We start from the raw sequence: 15,884 nt of genomic DNA on the forward strand, positions 1-15,884 counted from the left end.
TTCGCCACGACGAACGCGCCGCGCTCCTTTCAACCGAGACAAGCACCCAAGCCGACCGCCATGCGCCAGCCAGCACCTACTCCTGCCATCACCGCCACCGCCAGTTTCCAGTCCCTGCAAGCGCATGGCGCCAGCCTGCGCGAAGTGCATCTGCGCCAGCTGTTCGCCGCCGACCCCGCGCGTTTCTCGACGATGACGGTCGATGCGGCCGGCCTGCTGCTCGATTACTCGAAGAACCGGGTCGACGCCACCGCCATGGCGCTGCTGATGGACCTGGCGCGCGAGCGCGGCGTGGAAGCGCAGCGCGAAGCGATGTTCACCGGCGAGAAAATCAATCTTACCGAACATCGGGCCGTTCTGCATACGGCCTTGCGCGCGCCACGCGGCACGAAACTGGTGGTCGATGGCCAGGATATCGATGCCGACGTGCAAGATGTGCTGCAACGCGTCAAAGCGTTTACGGACAAGGTGCGCAATGGCAGCTGGCTCGGCTACACGGGCAAACCGATTTGCGACATCGTCAACATCGGCATCGGCGGCTCGGACCTGGGACCGAAGATGGCTTGCCTGGCGCTGCGCTCCTACGCCAACCCGGGCCTGGAAATGCACTTTGTTTCCAACGTCGACGGCCACGACATGGAAGCGACCCTGTCCAAGGTCGATCCGGAAACCACCCTGTTCATCGTGGCCTCGAAAACCTTTGTTACCGCTGAAACCATGCTCAACGCCAACACGGCGCGCGCCTGGTTCCTGCTGGAAGGCGAAGAGAAGGATCTGGCGCAACACTTTGTGGCCGTGTCGACCAACACGCAAGCCATCGTCGACTTCGGCATTGCGCCGGAAAACATGTTCCCGTTCTGGGACTGGGTCGGCGGCCGTTACTCCGTCTGGTCGTCGATCGGCCTGGCCGTGGCGCTGTCCGTGGGCTTTGAATACTTCAGCGATTTCCTGGCCGGCGCGCATGCGATGGATCAGCACTTCCGCCAGGCCCCGCTGGAAGACAACATGCCCGTGGTGCTGGCCATGGTGGGCTTCTGGAACCGCCAGTTCCTCGATTGCGGCTCCGTTTCCATCGCGCCCTACCACCAGGACCTGAGCCGCTTTGCTGCCTATCTGCAACAGCTGGACATGGAAAGCAACGGCAAACGCGTCACCAAGGATGGCGTGCCCGTCGACGTGCCGACCGGCCCCGTCATCTGGGGCGATTGCGGCACGAATGCCCAGCACGCATATTTCCAGCTGCTGCACCAGGGCACGGACATCACGCCCATCGACTTTATTGCCGCCCTGCGCGCCACGCACGACTTGCCCGGCCACCACGACGCCCTGCTCGCGAACTGCTTCGCCCAGTCGGAAGCCTTCATGACGGGCAAGACGGCCGAGGAAGTGCGCCTTGACTTGCAGGCGCAGGGCTTGCCGGAAAGCGAAATCGAAGCGCTGGTGCCGCACAAGACTTTCCCTGGCAACCGCCCCAGCAACACCATTTTGATGGACCAGCTGACCCCGACCACCCTGGGCGCCCTGATCGCGCTGTACGAACACAAGACCTTCGTGCAGGGCGTCTTGTGGAACGTCAACAGTTTCGACCAGTGGGGCGTGGAACTGGGCAAGGTGCTGGCGAAGAAAATCCAGGCCGAATTGACGGGCGAAGCCCGTCCCGACCACCACGACAGCTCGACCAATGGCTTGATTGCCCTGGCTAAAGCAGCAAAAGCAGCATACTAAAAAGAGATAGATGAATATTTACGAAATCAAGGTAGTCAGCGACAAGCCCATGCAAGTGGGCGAATGCCCGCTATGGCATGGCAAGGAAGCGGCCCTGTACTGGGTCGACATCGATGGCCGTGCCGTGCACCGCTTGCACCCGGCCAGCGGCAAGCATGCGCAGTGGAACATGCCGACGGAACCGTCGGCACTGGCCATCAACGCCGGCGGCGGCCTGATCGTCGCCTTGCGCAGCGGCTTTGCCCACCTGGACACGAAGACGGGCAGCCTGGCGGAAATCGCCCCGGCGCCGTTCGACATGGCCACCACGCGCTTCAACGATGGCAAGGTCGATCCGGCTGGCCGCTTCTGGGTCGGCACGATATTCGAGCCGCGCAGCGCCGATGCGGCGGAAATGTTCGTACTGGAAAAGGGACAAGTGCGCAAGGTCTGGTCGGGCGGCATGACGGTGTCGAACGGCCTGGGCTTCAGTCCCGACGGGCACACCATGTACCACGCGGATACCACCACGCACCGCATCGACCGCTTCGACTTCGACGCGGCCACGGGTGCCATTTCCGCGCCGCAACCGTTCCAACGCTTTTCCATGGACAAGAAAGCGTTTGATTACGGCGGACGCCCCGATGGCGCGGCCGTCGACAGCGAAGGCAATTACTGGTCGGCCATGTTTGAAGGGGGCAAGATCTTGCGCTTCGCCCCCGATGGCCATCTGCTTGGCGAAATTACCGTGCCCGTGCGGTGCCCCACCATGGTGACCTTTGGCGGCCCCGACCTGCGCACCCTGTACATCACCAGCGCCAGCCACAACAGGTCAGACGCAGAAATCGCCGATTACCCGCTGACGGGCCACGTGCTGTCCGTGCGCGTGGACGTGGCGGGCCAGCCGGAAACGGCTTACCAGGCGTAATCGTTTGCCAACATGAAAAAGCGCCGGACCCTCGCGGGTGCCGGCGCTTTTTAACATGCGGCGTGCAGACTAGCGGGCCAGCACCTTGCGGATGGTTTCCGCCAATTCAGCCGCTACAAACTTGGCCACATAACCGTCGGCGCCCACGCCCTTGACGTGGTCTTCGTTGGTCGAGCCCGTCAGTGACGAGTGGATAACCACGGGGATGTTGGAGAAGCGGCCGTCGTTCTTGATGTTGCGCGTCAAGGTAAAACCATCCATTTCCGGCATTTCCAGGTCGGTCAGTACCAGCGCGACCTTGTCTTTCGCCGTCTTGCCTTCCGTGGCCGCCTGGGCCGAGATCGCTTGCAGGCGCTCCCAAGCTTCCTTGCCCGTCTTGGTCATGATGAAAGGCACACCCATCGCTTCGAGGCCCTTTTCGATCAGCGAGCGGGCCAGCGAAGAGTCGTCGGCCGCGAGGATCACGGCGCCGGCCGGCAAGCGCACTTGCGGGCCGATACTGTTTTCGTCCACGTCCGGGTCGCCCGACGGCAGCACGTTGCGCAGGATTTGTTCTACGTCAAGCACTTGCGCCAGGCGCGTCTTGTCCGTGTCGCCATCAAGGCGGGCGATGCTGGTGACGAGGCCGCCGCCGACGCTCGATTCGGCCGACAGCACCTGGTTCCATTCCAGGCGCACGATTTCATCGACCTCTTCCACGGCAAACGCCTGTGTCGAGCGAGCAAATTCAGTCACCATCAGGATCTTCAAGCCGCTGCTCTTGCAACCGACCGCCATCGGCAAGTCGATCACGGGCACGATCTGGCCGCGGATATTGACCACGCCCAGCATGTGCGGGTGCGACCCGGCTACCGCCGTGATGGCCGGCATTTCCATGATTTCACGGACTTTGAACACGTTGATGCCGAACAGTTCGCGGCTGGTCGAGTGATCACTGGTGCCCAGCTTGAACAGGAACAGCTCGAATTTGTTATTGCCTGTCAGGCTGGTGCGTTCATCGACATCTTGCTGCATTGAATTCATTGTGTCCCCTTGAGCCGTCTTGTAAAGTTAAGTCTGCCTACCCCTGATGCTGCGGGCAGTGCGGACTGCACGTCGCATGGACGTCGGATGGCGGGTTCGGGGCATGGCCGGCGCTGCGGTGCAGTGTATATCGTACAACTTCGTACAACCAATAGTTGCTATCGATTCGAGCTTGAATTATACGTTTTTTTACTTTCCTCAAAGCTACTTTACGCTGCCAACGGCAATCCTGACAGCATTTCTTGATTTGCTTGTTGCTACAGCGCAAATGATGACGGAGAGAACTGGAAATTTCCCTGGCAACCATGGTTGCTTTGCAAAGCCGACAACAGGCATGGCGCTGCGCCATCGCCGGCGAACGGCATATAATGGCCATGCCGATATCACTGGCATGCATACAGGGCAAAATGGCGACGGCAGCGGCAGGAATGTAGTAAAATTTCTTGCAATTGCCTGTTCCACGTAGTAAATTTACACTACCGATTATAGTAGCGACAGACTGGCACTTCCGGTCGGCTTCCTCCCCGCTCCGGCCCTTTTACTTTTGCGACGACACTCACTTATGGCACTTACCGATTTTGACCTGGTCCTGTTTGGCGGCAGCGGCGATTTAGCAATGCGCAAGTTGTTGCCTGCAATGTATGCGCGCGACGTCGCGAACGATTTGCCGCCGACGGCGCGCATCATCTGTGTGGGCCGCCAGGACAGCGGCCAGGATGCCTTCCTGAAGATGGTGGAGACCAATTCGCGCCCGCACATCAAGGCCAGCACCCTGAACGCTGCCACCTGGAGCAAATTCTGCGCGCGCATCGTGTACGTGTCGCTCAACGCCAGCGATGCGGCCACGTACGCGCCGCTGGTCGAAGCGCTGCGCGGCGATGCCGACCTGACGCGCGTGTACTACCTGGCCACGCCGCCGCACCTGTTCGCCTTGATCTGCGACAACCTCGAAGACAACGGCCTGGTCACGCCGAATTCGCGCGTGGTGCTGGAAAAACCGCTGGGCCGCGACCTGGCCAGCGCCAAGCAGATCAATGCCGAAGTGGGCAAGGTTTTCCAGGAATCGCAGATCTACCGTATCGACCACTACCTGGGCAAGGAAACCGTGCAGAACTTGCTGGCCCTGCGCTTCGGCAACATCCTGTTCGAACCGCTGTGGCGCCGCGAATGGATTTCCGACGTGCAGATCACCATCGCTGAAAAGCTGGGCGTGGGCAACCGCATGGGTTACTACGACACCTCGGGCGCGCTGCGCGACATGCTGCAAAACCACTTGCTGCAGTTGCTGTGCATCGTCGCCATGGAACCGCCGACCTCGATCGCGCCGGACGCCGTGCGCGATGAAAAGCTGCAGGTGTTGCGCTCGCTCAAGAAATTCACGCCGACCACCCTGGCGCAAAACATCGTGCGCGGCCAGTACCGCGCCGGCCACGTCGACGGCGCCACCGTGCCGAGCTACCGCGACGAGCCCGATGCGCCGGAACATTCGCGCACCGAAACCTTCGTTGCACTGAAGGCGGAAATCGATACCTGGCGCTGGGCCGGCGTGCCGTTCTACCTGCGCACGGGCAAGCGCATGGCCGACAGCCTGGCCGAGATCGTCGTGCGCTTCAAGCAGATTCCGCATTCGATCTTCAACCAGCCGACGTCCAGCTTCCAGCCGAACTGCCTGGTGATCCGTTTGCAGCCGGACGAAGGCTTGCGCATGAATTTGATGGCGAAAACCCCGGGCGACGGCATGCGCTTGAAACCGGCGGAGCTGGAACTCGATTTCCGCGAATCGTTCAAGACCCCGCGCATGGACGCCTACGAGCGATTGCTGCTCGACGTCCTGCGCGGCCAGCTGACCCTGTTCATGCGCGGCGACGAGCTGGAAGCGGCCTGGGAATGGGTCGAGCCGATTCTCGACAACTGGGAGCAGAACGACAGTGCGCCGATTCCGTACACGGCCGGCACCTGGGGCCCTGCGGCCGCCAGCGCCCTGATCGGCCGCGACGGCTTGCAGTGGCGTGAAGAGGCCTTGCCAGAGGACTGAAGCCGTTAAGATTTGGCTTAACCCTGAACGGCAAAATACCGGGATCGGCCCCTGAGGGTTCGGCCCCGGAACTTTGCTTTTGGGGTGAAAAGGACGCAAACTTACGGCATTACTGCCAGAAGATTAATCAATGCTACTCGATTCCATCCGCACCCAGCTCGATTCGCTCTCCAAGTCGGAGAAAAAGGTCGCGCTGGCCGTGCTTGACCAGCCCAACCAGACGGTCAGCCAGAACATCACGGCGCTGGCGAAAAGCGCGCAGGTGTCGGAACCGACCGTGGTGCGCTTCTGCCGCACCCTGGGCTATGACGGCTGGCATGAATTCAAGCTGAAACTGGCACAGGGCCTGGCCCTGGCCATGCCGGGCGCCAACGAGCAGCCAGCGCAGGACGACCTGGCGGCCGACCTGGTAAATAAAATCTGCAGCCGCTCGATCAACACCCTGCTCGACCTGCGCAACAACCTGAACCCGGAAGCGATCCAGCGCGCACTCGACATCCTGTCGCGCGCCAGCAAGATCGAATTCTATGGCCAGGGCACCTCGGGCATCGTGGCGGCCGACGCGCAACACAAATTCTTCCGCTCGGGCGTGCCGACGGTGGCCTACAGCGACCCGAACATCCACAGCATCGCCGCCGCCCTGCTGCGCGGCGGCGACTGCCTGGTGGCCATCTCGCAGCGCGGCAACAGCCCCGCCCTGGTCCGCTCCGTGAAACTGGCGCGCCGCGGCGGCGCCGATGTCGTCGTGCTGGCCCCATCGGGCACGCCGCTGGCCGACCTGGCCACCGTGCTGATCCCGATCGACCTGGTCTTCAACACCGACCCCTACACGCCCATTTCGGCCCGCCTGGCCTACCTGGTCGTGATCGACGTGCTGGCAGTGGGCCTGGCCCTGCAGCGCGGGCCTGAATTCCGCAAGAAGATGCAAAATGCGCAGAAGGCGCTGCAGGAATTCGACATGCAGTTCGATTCCTTCATCGGCTGATCCTCCATCGGCGCCAGCCTCGCTGGTGCCGCTCCTTATCCGAACGTCTCCATTTCCCTTCCTTGATCTCACATGCGGAACCGGTACCCGCGGCAGCCTTTGCATCGCAAGATCAGTCCACCATCCGTGTCTAAGAATTGGGATCCTTTGGTTTCCCATGGTGACGTATCGGATGAGTTTTGCTACCTCCTCCTGCATTGGACACAACCACTCTCACCTCGTCGTTGGGGAAAAAGTGCATATAGATATCTCCCGGCTCATCGTATTTTTCCACTTCCACCATTTTCTCTTTGATAATATGCGTATGTTCTTCTGGCATATCCCACCGCACCAGTACCATCATGCCCGGATACCACACTCGCGGGATTGATGCACAGCAAATTTCTGCTCCCCCCGCTCCCCATCTGGCCATATTGGCGCCTCCCGCCCCATCCACCGATGCGGAATAAATATACTTCCCCGTATGGTTCACAATACCCACCTGCGCCGTCGCGGTAGACCTTGGACCGGCTTCCTCCACCTGCCTGGCCTGGAACGTACAACCGCTCAGCAGCAAGGCAGTGCCAAGATAAATAAACCATTTCATCATTTTTCCTTTTATAAAAGCAGTTCGATTGCATCATCGGCTGATCTCCCTTCGGCGCCAGCCTTGCCGAGCGGCGCAGCCGGCTTGCCCATCAGTCATTCCCTATGCGGCTTGCGGGGAATGCCATAGAAAGGATTTTCAATTTCTTGTCTGCAAAACTGCCCTTGAGGAAGGCGCGAGGCATGCAATTTCACCTCGGCGGCAGCAAGCGGCGCCGCCGTCTTGAATGTTCCCAGCCGCGCCTGAACCGTACCATCGGCAAGAAAGTGCAAGAGCACGCTAGTCGGGCGATCGGGACCAGTCGCGGGAAGAATGTCGACAATGGCCTGGCACCAGCGGCTGCCAGGAGAACCTTGTCTGGAAGTACGTTCATCATAAGAAATACTGGATTGACCATCGTGGTAGCGCATATCGAATACCACGCTCCACACCACCCGCACCCTCAGCGGCTTGTCGACCGGCCGATCCCAGCTTAAACAGCAATTGCCACTGCTGAAGGCAACTTTTTCGCCATTATCCAATCTCCCCTCGCTTGCGTCGCGAAAAAAAACGGAGCCGCCGCTGGGCGCATCATCGATATTGAAGGGGAGCGAGATTTCCTTGAACGCGATGGAATACAGGTCGTATGGCGTGTAGTTATAGGAAGTGGTCGTAAAAGTTTGCTCACTTAACTCTTTTTGCAATCGCTCCTCCTTCTCCCTGGCATTGCAGGCAGCCAGAATGAACAGGGACAATATGATAAGAATGATTTTTTTCATATCTGGATAGCGATCATTTTCCGGAAACAGAAAATTCTTCAAATAAAATCTAATGCCGAGAAAGCTAGCCAAGGAAGTAGCAGCAATGTCGGGATCGAATGAAAAGCTCGGCAATACGACTCAAGAATATGGGACGACTGGCACGTAGAAGGTTCAATAAAAGAAACGATGAAAAATAGAAAATTTATCAATTTCCCTATCAAGGAAAACTGGCAGGTTTTCCAGCATGAAGAATAGGATGAGTTTTTCCACGCCCTCCAGCATTTGACACAACTACTCTCACCTCGCCATTCTCAAAAAAATGCATATAGATATCTCCCGGCTCATCGTATTTTTCCACTTCCAGCATTTTTTCTTTGACAATATGCGTATGTTCTTCCGACATATCCCATCGCACCAGTACCATCATTCCCGGATACCACACTCGCGGAATGGATGTGCAGCAAATATTGGCAAGCCCCGCCCCCCACCTAGCCATATTCCCCCCTCCCGCCCCATCTACCGATGCGGAATAAATATACTTCCCCGTATGGTTCACGATGCCTACCTGCGCCGTCGCGGTAGGCCTTGGACCGGCTTCCTCAACCTTCCTGGCCTGGAGGGTGCAAGCGCTCAGCAGCAAGGCCGTGCCAAGATACATAATCCGTTTCACAATTTTATTTTCTATAAAAGCAAGCAGTTGAAGGTGCAAGCGCATGCAGCCGATCACGCAATCTTTAGCGTCCGGAAATGTACGATCCAAACGCGCCACATTACTGGACGAGTAAAACGGCATATCCAGCCTCATATCATTGTTGCGCCGTCGAAGAAGAAACCAAAAAATATTGACACCACATGGGGGCGGGAAACCTGGAAGTGGACATTCACGCTTCTTCATAAATTCTATAATTTCATCCATTTCATTAGTTCCGTCAAAAAAACGGGCTTTGTCAGATGGATAATTCTTATCAAAAGAATAGCTTTCAGCCAAAAAAGCTGTCATCGCACATCCCCATCTAAACTCTGGACAATTTTTCTTTGAAATTCAATAATTTCTTTTTTTTCTTTTATCTTTTCATCTGATAAGGTATAAAAATCACGCAGCAATCTTTTTTCCAAAAAATCGAGCGTCTCTCTCTCTTTAGTTTATCCTTGCGGCGCTCGTCCCGATACTCCTTCGTCGGCACCGGATACCCCTTGATTTTCCCCGGCCACTCCGGTCGGCTCGGTCCGTAATGCGACACCACGGCCCCCACGCTGCCATCTTCATAGACGATTAGCCAGATATCGCCCGCCTTCCCATTCGGATACGGCAGAATGCTGACCGTTTCGCGATGCAAGGTCGGGTCTGGGTAAAATTGATACTTCACCACGACCTTCAAATCCGCATGCCATTTTGCCGGCACGCTGAAACAGCATATTATGCCGCCCTGCCCATATGGATCGATCGCATCGCCACCGCCGCCGCTGTTCGTATTGCCCGGATTTTCAACCGCGATGTAATTAACCTCGCGCGAAGAATAATTCAGCGCCTGAATGCTCGCGGCCATGGCGACGCCGGGTAAACATGCAGCCAGCAAGATGCATCGCCATAATTGTTGCTTGAGTAACATCATCATGATTTCATCGCTATCCATAAAACCGGCGGATCAGTCCACCCTGCTTCAACCGCGCTGAAGTCACGCCCTATGCGAGCGCATTGATCCGCTCTGCAGAGCGCTGCTGCGCCAGGTAAATCTCTTCATCGAGTCTGGCTTGCGCAATATCCTGTATCAAGTTTTCGCTCCACACGAATTCTTCGGGTGCATCTTTCGCCTGGATGCCGGCCGTCGGCATACGCTGCAGCTCGTTTTCGTGCACGCTTTTCCGGAAGAAGCCGCTTTGCGGGTAATAGCCTCGGCGCAAGATATAGCCGCCACCCTCGCGCCGTGTATAGGTTTGCGTGGTGATCAGCCTGCTACGCATGTCGGCGCTGTCGGCATCCGTACGGATAGGATATGGAGTGCCATACTGCGCTTCCTTGACCAGCGCGTCCTCTTCCGGCGTCAATGCTTCGCCATTCTTCTGTTTCAATTGCGCGGCTTCGGTCTTTCGGCTGAGCTCATATACGCGTTTATAAAAGCCGTCTTTAGGCGGTTTATTGGCGAACGAGGCGATCCTGACCCGCTTGTCGTATTCCGTCACTTCGCCAGCCATATAAATATCGTTCGTGCCGTCAAAAAATAGTCCCACATGTACAGCTATGCTGCACGGTGTGTCTGATGCCGCGCTGCATGCAACTTGAGCGATTTTTGATTGTTCATTCGTGCCTGCTTTTAAGAAGACATCGACAGGAAACGGGGCCTTGGAAGACGGTGAATTAATCATAACGGCTCATTTTTTAGGTGATGGTTTACCCGTGTGTTGAATCGGATGATCTTTGCCATATCCGGCATCGTTCGATACCACAACTCTCACCTCATCATTCTCAAAAAAGTGCATATAGATATCTCCTGGCCTATCATATTTTTCAATTTCGACCATTTTTTCCTTAATGACATCAGTGTGCCCTTCAGGCATATTCCACCGTACGAGGACGTTCATTCCTGGATGCCATACGCGGGGAATCGATGTACAGCAAATATTCGCGCCCCCCGCACCCCATCTGGCCATATTTCCCCCTCCCGCCCCATCAACCGATGCGGAATAAATATACTTCCCCGTATGGTTGACAATACCCACCTGCGCCGTCGCGGTAGTCCTTGGACCGGCCTCATCAACCTGCCTGGCCTTGAGGGCGCAGCCGCTCAGCAGCAAGGCCGTGCCAAGATACATAATCCATTTCATCATTTTTCCTTTTACCAAAGTAAGCAGTCGAAGAAACAAGACTAGGCTGCCGAGCGCGCCTGCCAGAAATCGTCGGGCAGCGTGTCGAGCTCGGACAGGTAATTCGCCCCCTGGCGCGTCCGCCGCAACAGGCTGGCCATCGCAGGATGCAAGGTAAAATCATCGGCCAGCATCAAGGCCAGGGCGCTGAAATGCTGACGCTGGCCTGCCGCCTCGATGCCGCTGGCGCTTGCCACTAGTAAATGACGCGCCACGCGCGCGTGGCACTCGGCTGGGGTGCCGGAATGAAACAGGTCCGGCTGCACATCATGCAGATTGGCCAGGATGGCGTCGGCTTCGGCGATATCCACCAGGGAGGCAAAGGCGGTGTCGCTGAGGGGGAATTTATCAAATTCCGCAGGGGCGGGCTTGGCCTCTGCCGTGCCCTGCCAACTGACCAACGAACCATCGCGCCGCAGCGACCACCAGCGGTAGATGGGGCTCAGCAAATGCGCAGACCGCGTTTCAGTCAAGGCTGCCAGCAAGGCCGGCAATGTGCGGCTATCGGCCCAGCGCACGGGTAGCTCCATGACTTAGCTTGCCTTACACCGTCTTCGCCTGCTCTACCGCATCGGCGGACCTGTGATAGGCCATCGCGATACCGTGCTGGTCCTTGTGCAAAACAGGCTGCATACCCGCATACTGAGCGCCCGACGGCTTGAAGGTATCCGATCCCATGTAAATTGACCGGAAACGCAAATAGCCACCTCCCAGGAGTCTGTTCTCGCGTCCGCCCTTGTCCGGCTCGATCGCATCCATTTCATTTTCGGTGCCTTTGACAGCTTTGTATCGCAGCAATTGCTCTTTTTCCTTTGTGCTCAAGCGATAGGGATTAGGCTTCCCAGGGTCTGCCTCCGGACCGCTCTCCCAGTCACGGGCTCGCTCTTCCTGCGCCACAAGCAATTCCAGCGCATACCACAAGTCGGGAATGTCTTTCCCCAGCGGTTTGAACCACGCGCGCGAGTCATGTACGAACTGTTCAAAAAAATTGCTGACTTCGGCAGGCGGTACCGGCTTGTCCCAGAATTCGGCGATAGGTTTCCATTCGGGATTACGGGGTTGCCCCCTACTGTTGCTCGTGCGCTGATCGATGCGCCACTTCTCAAAGCTAGCAACCTCTTCCTCCAACTCTTTGTCCGCCATCGTGAGATCAGTAAAATCGAATTTCCCGCTTTTATAGCTTGTTGCTAGATTCTTAACATTCGGCAAATCTCCCATCTTGCCTAGCACTTTCTTGCGCCACTGTATGTACAGCATGTGCTGGAATTCCATGACACTATGTAGCCTCAATGATGGCTCAGCCCCTTGCTGCGCATGGCAAAAGCCGATATACGCATTGAAGGTGGCGATTGTGCGCGGATCGATGCGAAAGTCCCGCTTCGTTGCTTCACGGGCCTCTTCCAGCTTCAGCGGCACCCCAGCCACGCGCGCCGCCCGGTACATCGTGGCCAACGTAATGCGCGACATCAAGTCGCCTCCGCTTGGATCTGTACCGCGCCCTTGTTCTTGCGGCAAGTAACCGCCTCCGATATCCGAGTGAACGCCAGGAAAAACAATTTCCGTGCAATTGGCGGGAATATTGCCCAGGTGAGCAACGGAGTCCAAGGGGAAAGACCGGCGCACTTCATGCGCCGACACCAGATGCAGGCACTTGGCTGGCCCTGGTGCCGTGGGTATTCTGAGCGATACTTCGGCGTCGGCCCAGCCGCCATGTCCGTCCACCATCCTGTTCGGGAGAGGCACTGAGGCCGCCAAGCCAACCGAAGCGACGGTATCGAACAGGCCCATAAAGTCAAACGTCACCTCAATGGTGCCAATACTTAACTTACGCTCCTTGAAGTCCTTGATAACGGCCAGTTGCGCAGCCTGGTTGCATAGTTGCGCATCCAGCTGGCATAACCAGATAAACCAGTTGGCAAACGCGCGCGCTTCGGCCGCGCCGCGTGAAAAACCGAACATCGACACGAAAATATTGATCACCGTGCCTTTCTCTGCGTCTTTCCCCGGCGCCCCAACCGGTACAAATGACCGCAATTTGCTGTGCAAATCTTGCAAAGCCTGTGTAAAAGCGTTCTCCAACGCAGGTGAAGGCTGCACTTTGCTGGGCAAGCTGAGCGTATTGAAGTCCTTTTTAAACGTCTTATCATCCACCAAGGGGGTATCGGTATAATATTTGTGTACATTATTGAGTGCTTCCACCAATGCCCATATGATGCGATTCTCGCCCTTGTAGGCAAAAGCCAGGCCGCGCGCCCGGTCGCTGGTGAGGATGCTAAATCCCTCGCCCGTATCGCCAACCTCGTCGAAGCGTGTGCCGACCCCGGGGACGTAGGTGCGAAAGTAACTCTTGTGGTATTTTGTTTCCAGGTCCGGCCAGGCATCGCTGCCATGCGTATCTTTACCGCCGGGAAATGCATGATACAAGCGCGCCACGTTGCTATGAGAATGAAATGCCAGATCCCGTTTCATATTATTGTTGGTGCCGTCGAAGAAGAAGCCGAAAAATAGATTGACATCACATGGCGGAGGGAAACCGGGAAGTGGGCATTCACGATCTCTAATAAACTCAAAGACCTTTGGCAATTCATTAACTTCATCAAAAAATCCATCTCTGTCAGACGGATCATTTTTATCAACAGAATAGCTTTCGGCTAAAAAAGCAGTCATGGATTTCCTTCCAAACTTTGGATGACTTTTTTCTGAAACTCAATGATTTCCTGAATCTCCTTTACCTTCTCATCTGGCAAAGAATTCCCTCTAAGCAACAGCCCTCTTTCCAGCGTAAGTAAGCTAGCTTTTTCTCTCTTCAATTTCTGCTTGCGACGCTCTTCGCGATATTCTTTCGTCGGTACCGGATACCCCTTGATTTTTCCCGGCCACTCCGGTCGGCTCGGTCCGTAAAGCGACACCACGGCGCCCACGCTGCCATCTTCATAGACGATCAGCCAGATATCGCCTCCCTTCCCATCCGGATACGGTGGAACACTGACCGTCTCGCGATGAAAGGTCGGGTCGGGGGACAGCTGATAGACCACCACCACCTTCAAATCCGCATGCCACTTTTCCGGCACGCTGAAACAGCATATCGACCCGCCCTGCCCGTATGGACGGATCGAATCGCCACCGCCGCCGCTGTTCGTATTGCCCGGATTTTCAACCGCGATGTAATCGACTTCGCGCGAAGAATAATTCAGCGCCTGAATGCTCGCGGCCATGGCCACACCGGGTAAACATGCGGCCAGCAAGACACCTCGCCGCAGCCACCGTCTGAACAAGATAATCATGACTTTGTCTCCACTGATAAGGTCGGCACATCGACAGAGGATTGCTCCGTCATCCAAAGTTCAAACAGCGCAGCTGGCGTTTGCGCCCATGCAGGTTCAGCTAGCCAGGATGCCAGTTGCGGCCGCGCTTCCAGGCCTGGGTTTTCGAGGCCAAATATGCATACGTCAAATCGGTCTGGCGGTGCTTCGAGCCGCGCATGATCGGCACAACCCAGCCAATATTCGATCAAGGCATGGGCATGCTCAGCAGTATGCGGCTCTAACAAGCGAGGGCTGGTCGCGCGCACTTGGAACAGGATACCGTCGCCTTCCGCCGCCCGCATCAGTTGGGCGCATTGCTGCTCGCTTAACGATATTCCAACCGCGGCCGGAAGCGCCTCATCAGGCAAAGTCAAATCACCCCACTCGCCTTTGCGGGTGACATATTGCCAATGGTATGCCGGCCCGCAAAACTGGCCCAACTGCTGCGCCGTCAAGGTCTTGAAAAGCTGCGGCAAAATGCGGGTATCGGCAAACGACAATGCCACCGTATAGTCTGCGGCATCAACGATGCACCAAGCGGCCAAACGGGCCGCCAGCTGTTGCAACGGCTCCGGCGTGACAATAAAACTAAGCGCGGGATGAGCATTGGTTTTCTCAAGCAGCCGTTCCCAGGTAAAACGGCCTGCATCGTTAAATTCAACCAGCAGCGGCGAGATGGACAAAGTTTCTTCATTCGCACTTGGCGTACTGGCAAACAACGCCTCATATCGCAGATGCTGCGCGCGCTGAAGCAATGGATAACACGACTCGTCAAAAACACCATCGACCAACGCATAAATGTGCGCGTCGGGAAATTGGCAGCGAAACGCCTGCAAGCGCGTGTGCAATGACGCTTTCCAATCGGCGGGAAACATATTAATACTCACCTATTCATGCTCCTCTAACGGTTGTTTTTTGCCAATCACTCATTCACCATAGAGAAAGGCGAACCTGATTCGGCTGCGTTAAGCCTGCATCGTTTGCATATGGAGCGAGAAAATCTGGGCAATGGATAAGCGAGCCGTGTCGGCCCGATAAAACTCTTCTTGCCCGCATGCACCGTAATCTTGCCCGGGCACTGGATCGTGATATTGCCGCCTTCGATGGTGATATTCGCCCCGCCCGCCGTCGACAGGCGGATGCTTTTCGCCGCCGCCCAGTCCACATGCGCGTTGGCGCTGATGACGTTGACCTCTTCGCGGGCCTGCACGTTGAGCACGTCGGCCTGCGCCTGCAGGTCGATGGCGCCCTGGGCCGCGATCAGTTGCACCCCGGCATCACCCTCGCCGGCCTTGACGGCGCCGCCCAGCACGCCGATGGCCTGGCCCGCGTGCACGCGCCACTGGCCGCCACCGATGAACTGGGTATCCTGGCCGCTCATCATGGTGACGGTTTCGCCGCTGGCCAGTTGCATGTCTTGCCCCGCGACAACGCCCAGTCCGGCCCTGGCGGCGATCGCGATGATGGCGTCCTTTGTGTGCGGCAACTGTTCATGCATGCCAGAAACGCTGGCCAGCATCGCTTTCAAGGGCGCCGCCTGGTCGTCAAGTTCGCTGGCATTCGGCGCGCTGGCGCCGATGTGGCTGGCGTAGGCCACCGTCTGGTGCGTCTTGGCGGCAGCGCTGAATGTGTCGCCCAACAGCACCGCCTGTTTCAGCAGGGCAATGCCGGCGGCGTTGTCGCCGGCCGGATCGCGTTGCGCGGCCTCGTGCCGAA

Annotated in this window: 17 protein-coding genes; 5 read left to right on the forward strand and 12 right to left on the reverse strand. The window is 57.2% G+C overall.

Going from position 1 to position 15,884, the window contains the following annotated elements; all coding sequences use genetic code 11:
• The first annotated feature begins 60 nt into the window (after positions 1-60).
• Entirely contained in the window at positions 61-1,725 is a 1,665-nt protein-coding gene (gene pgi / locus IGS61_RS19730; protein ID WP_230541219.1) for a glucose-6-phosphate isomerase, read from the forward strand.
• Positions 1,726-1,735: 10 nt separating this feature from the next.
• Positions 1,736-2,632, forward strand: coding sequence for an SMP-30/gluconolactonase/LRE family protein (locus IGS61_RS19735; RefSeq protein WP_230541220.1), 897 nt, complete (start codon positions 1,736-1,738; stop codon positions 2,630-2,632).
• 69 nt (positions 2,633-2,701) lie between these two features.
• Here IGS61_RS19735 and IGS61_RS19740 read toward each other — a convergent pair whose 3' ends face one another.
• Positions 2,702-3,655: a chemotaxis protein gene (locus IGS61_RS19740; RefSeq protein ID WP_219136035.1), complete on the reverse strand. Its 954-nt coding sequence runs from the start codon at positions 3,653-3,655 to the stop codon at positions 2,702-2,704.
• 172 nt (positions 3,656-3,827) lie between these two features.
• Between IGS61_RS19740 and IGS61_RS19745 the strand changes: the two genes are divergently transcribed.
• The 3 genes from IGS61_RS19745 to IGS61_RS19755 all read left to right on the forward strand — a co-directional run bounded on the left by IGS61_RS19745 (position 3,828) and on the right by IGS61_RS19755 (position 6,675).
• Positions 3,828-4,121, forward strand: coding sequence for a hypothetical protein (locus tag IGS61_RS19745; protein ID WP_230541221.1), 294 nt, complete (start codon positions 3,828-3,830; stop codon positions 4,119-4,121).
• Positions 4,122-4,217: 96 nt separating this feature from the next.
• On the forward strand, positions 4,218-5,690 hold the full coding sequence (zwf, locus tag IGS61_RS19750; RefSeq protein ID WP_034750861.1) for a glucose-6-phosphate dehydrogenase: 1,473 nt from the start codon (positions 4,218-4,220) through the stop codon (positions 5,688-5,690).
• A gap of 130 nt (positions 5,691-5,820) precedes the next feature.
• Positions 5,821-6,675 (forward strand): SIS domain-containing protein, encoded by an 855-nt coding sequence (locus tag IGS61_RS19755; protein WP_034750862.1) that lies wholly within the window; start codon positions 5,821-5,823, stop codon positions 6,673-6,675.
• Positions 6,676-6,805: 130 nt separating this feature from the next.
• Here the strand turns inward: IGS61_RS19755 and IGS61_RS19760 are convergent, their stop codons facing one another.
• The 11 genes from IGS61_RS19760 to IGS61_RS19810 all read right to left on the reverse strand — a co-directional run.
• Positions 6,806-7,261 carry a DUF3304 domain-containing protein gene (locus tag IGS61_RS19760; RefSeq protein WP_230541222.1) on the reverse strand — a complete coding sequence of 152 codons (456 nt, stop codon included), beginning with the start codon at positions 7,259-7,261 and terminating at the stop codon, positions 6,806-6,808.
• Between the two features lie 95 nt (positions 7,262-7,356).
• Entirely contained in the window at positions 7,357-8,133 is a 777-nt protein-coding gene (locus IGS61_RS19765; protein ID WP_230541223.1) for a lipoprotein, read from the reverse strand.
• Between the two features lie 85 nt (positions 8,134-8,218).
• On the reverse strand, positions 8,219-9,001 hold the full coding sequence (locus tag IGS61_RS19770) for a DUF3304 domain-containing protein (protein WP_230541224.1): 783 nt from the start codon (positions 8,999-9,001) through the stop codon (positions 8,219-8,221).
• A 64-nt stretch (positions 9,002-9,065) separates the two neighbouring features.
• Entirely contained in the window at positions 9,066-9,617 is a 552-nt protein-coding gene (locus IGS61_RS19775; RefSeq protein ID WP_230541225.1) for a DUF3304 domain-containing protein, read from the reverse strand.
• Positions 9,618-9,684: 67 nt separating this feature from the next.
• On the reverse strand, positions 9,685-10,365 hold the full coding sequence (locus tag IGS61_RS19780) for a hypothetical protein (RefSeq protein WP_230541226.1): 681 nt from the start codon (positions 10,363-10,365) through the stop codon (positions 9,685-9,687).
• Between the two features lie 6 nt (positions 10,366-10,371).
• A complete protein-coding gene (locus IGS61_RS19785; protein ID WP_230541227.1) occupies positions 10,372-10,824 on the reverse strand; it encodes a DUF3304 domain-containing protein in 453 nt (150 codons plus the stop codon).
• Between the two features lie 41 nt (positions 10,825-10,865).
• Positions 10,866-11,393, reverse strand: a complete 528-nt coding sequence (locus tag IGS61_RS19790) for a hypothetical protein (RefSeq protein ID WP_230541228.1) — start codon at positions 11,391-11,393, stop codon at positions 10,866-10,868.
• A gap of 13 nt (positions 11,394-11,406) precedes the next feature.
• Complete coding sequence (locus IGS61_RS19795) at positions 11,407-13,530, reverse strand: T6SS phospholipase effector Tle1-like catalytic domain-containing protein (RefSeq protein ID WP_230541229.1); 2,124 nt, start codon at positions 13,528-13,530, stop codon at positions 11,407-11,409.
• Complete coding sequence (locus IGS61_RS19800; protein WP_230541230.1) at positions 13,527-14,147, reverse strand: DUF3304 domain-containing protein; 621 nt, start codon at positions 14,145-14,147, stop codon at positions 13,527-13,529. Before IGS61_RS19800 ends, IGS61_RS19795 begins: the two co-directional genes overlap by 4 nt.
• On the reverse strand, positions 14,144-15,055 hold the full coding sequence (locus tag IGS61_RS19805) for a DUF4123 domain-containing protein (RefSeq protein WP_230541231.1): 912 nt from the start codon (positions 15,053-15,055) through the stop codon (positions 14,144-14,146). The genes IGS61_RS19800 and IGS61_RS19805 overlap by 4 nt, the downstream gene beginning before the upstream one ends.
• A 35-nt stretch (positions 15,056-15,090) precedes the next feature.
• On the reverse strand, positions 15,091-15,884 hold a 794-nt coding region (locus tag IGS61_RS19810), incomplete at its 5' end, for a DUF2345 domain-containing protein (RefSeq protein WP_230541232.1).

The sequence above is a fragment of the Janthinobacterium sp. FW305-129 genome (assembly GCF_020858115.1).
Lineage (GTDB): Bacteria > Pseudomonadota > Gammaproteobacteria > Burkholderiales > Burkholderiaceae_D > Janthinobacterium.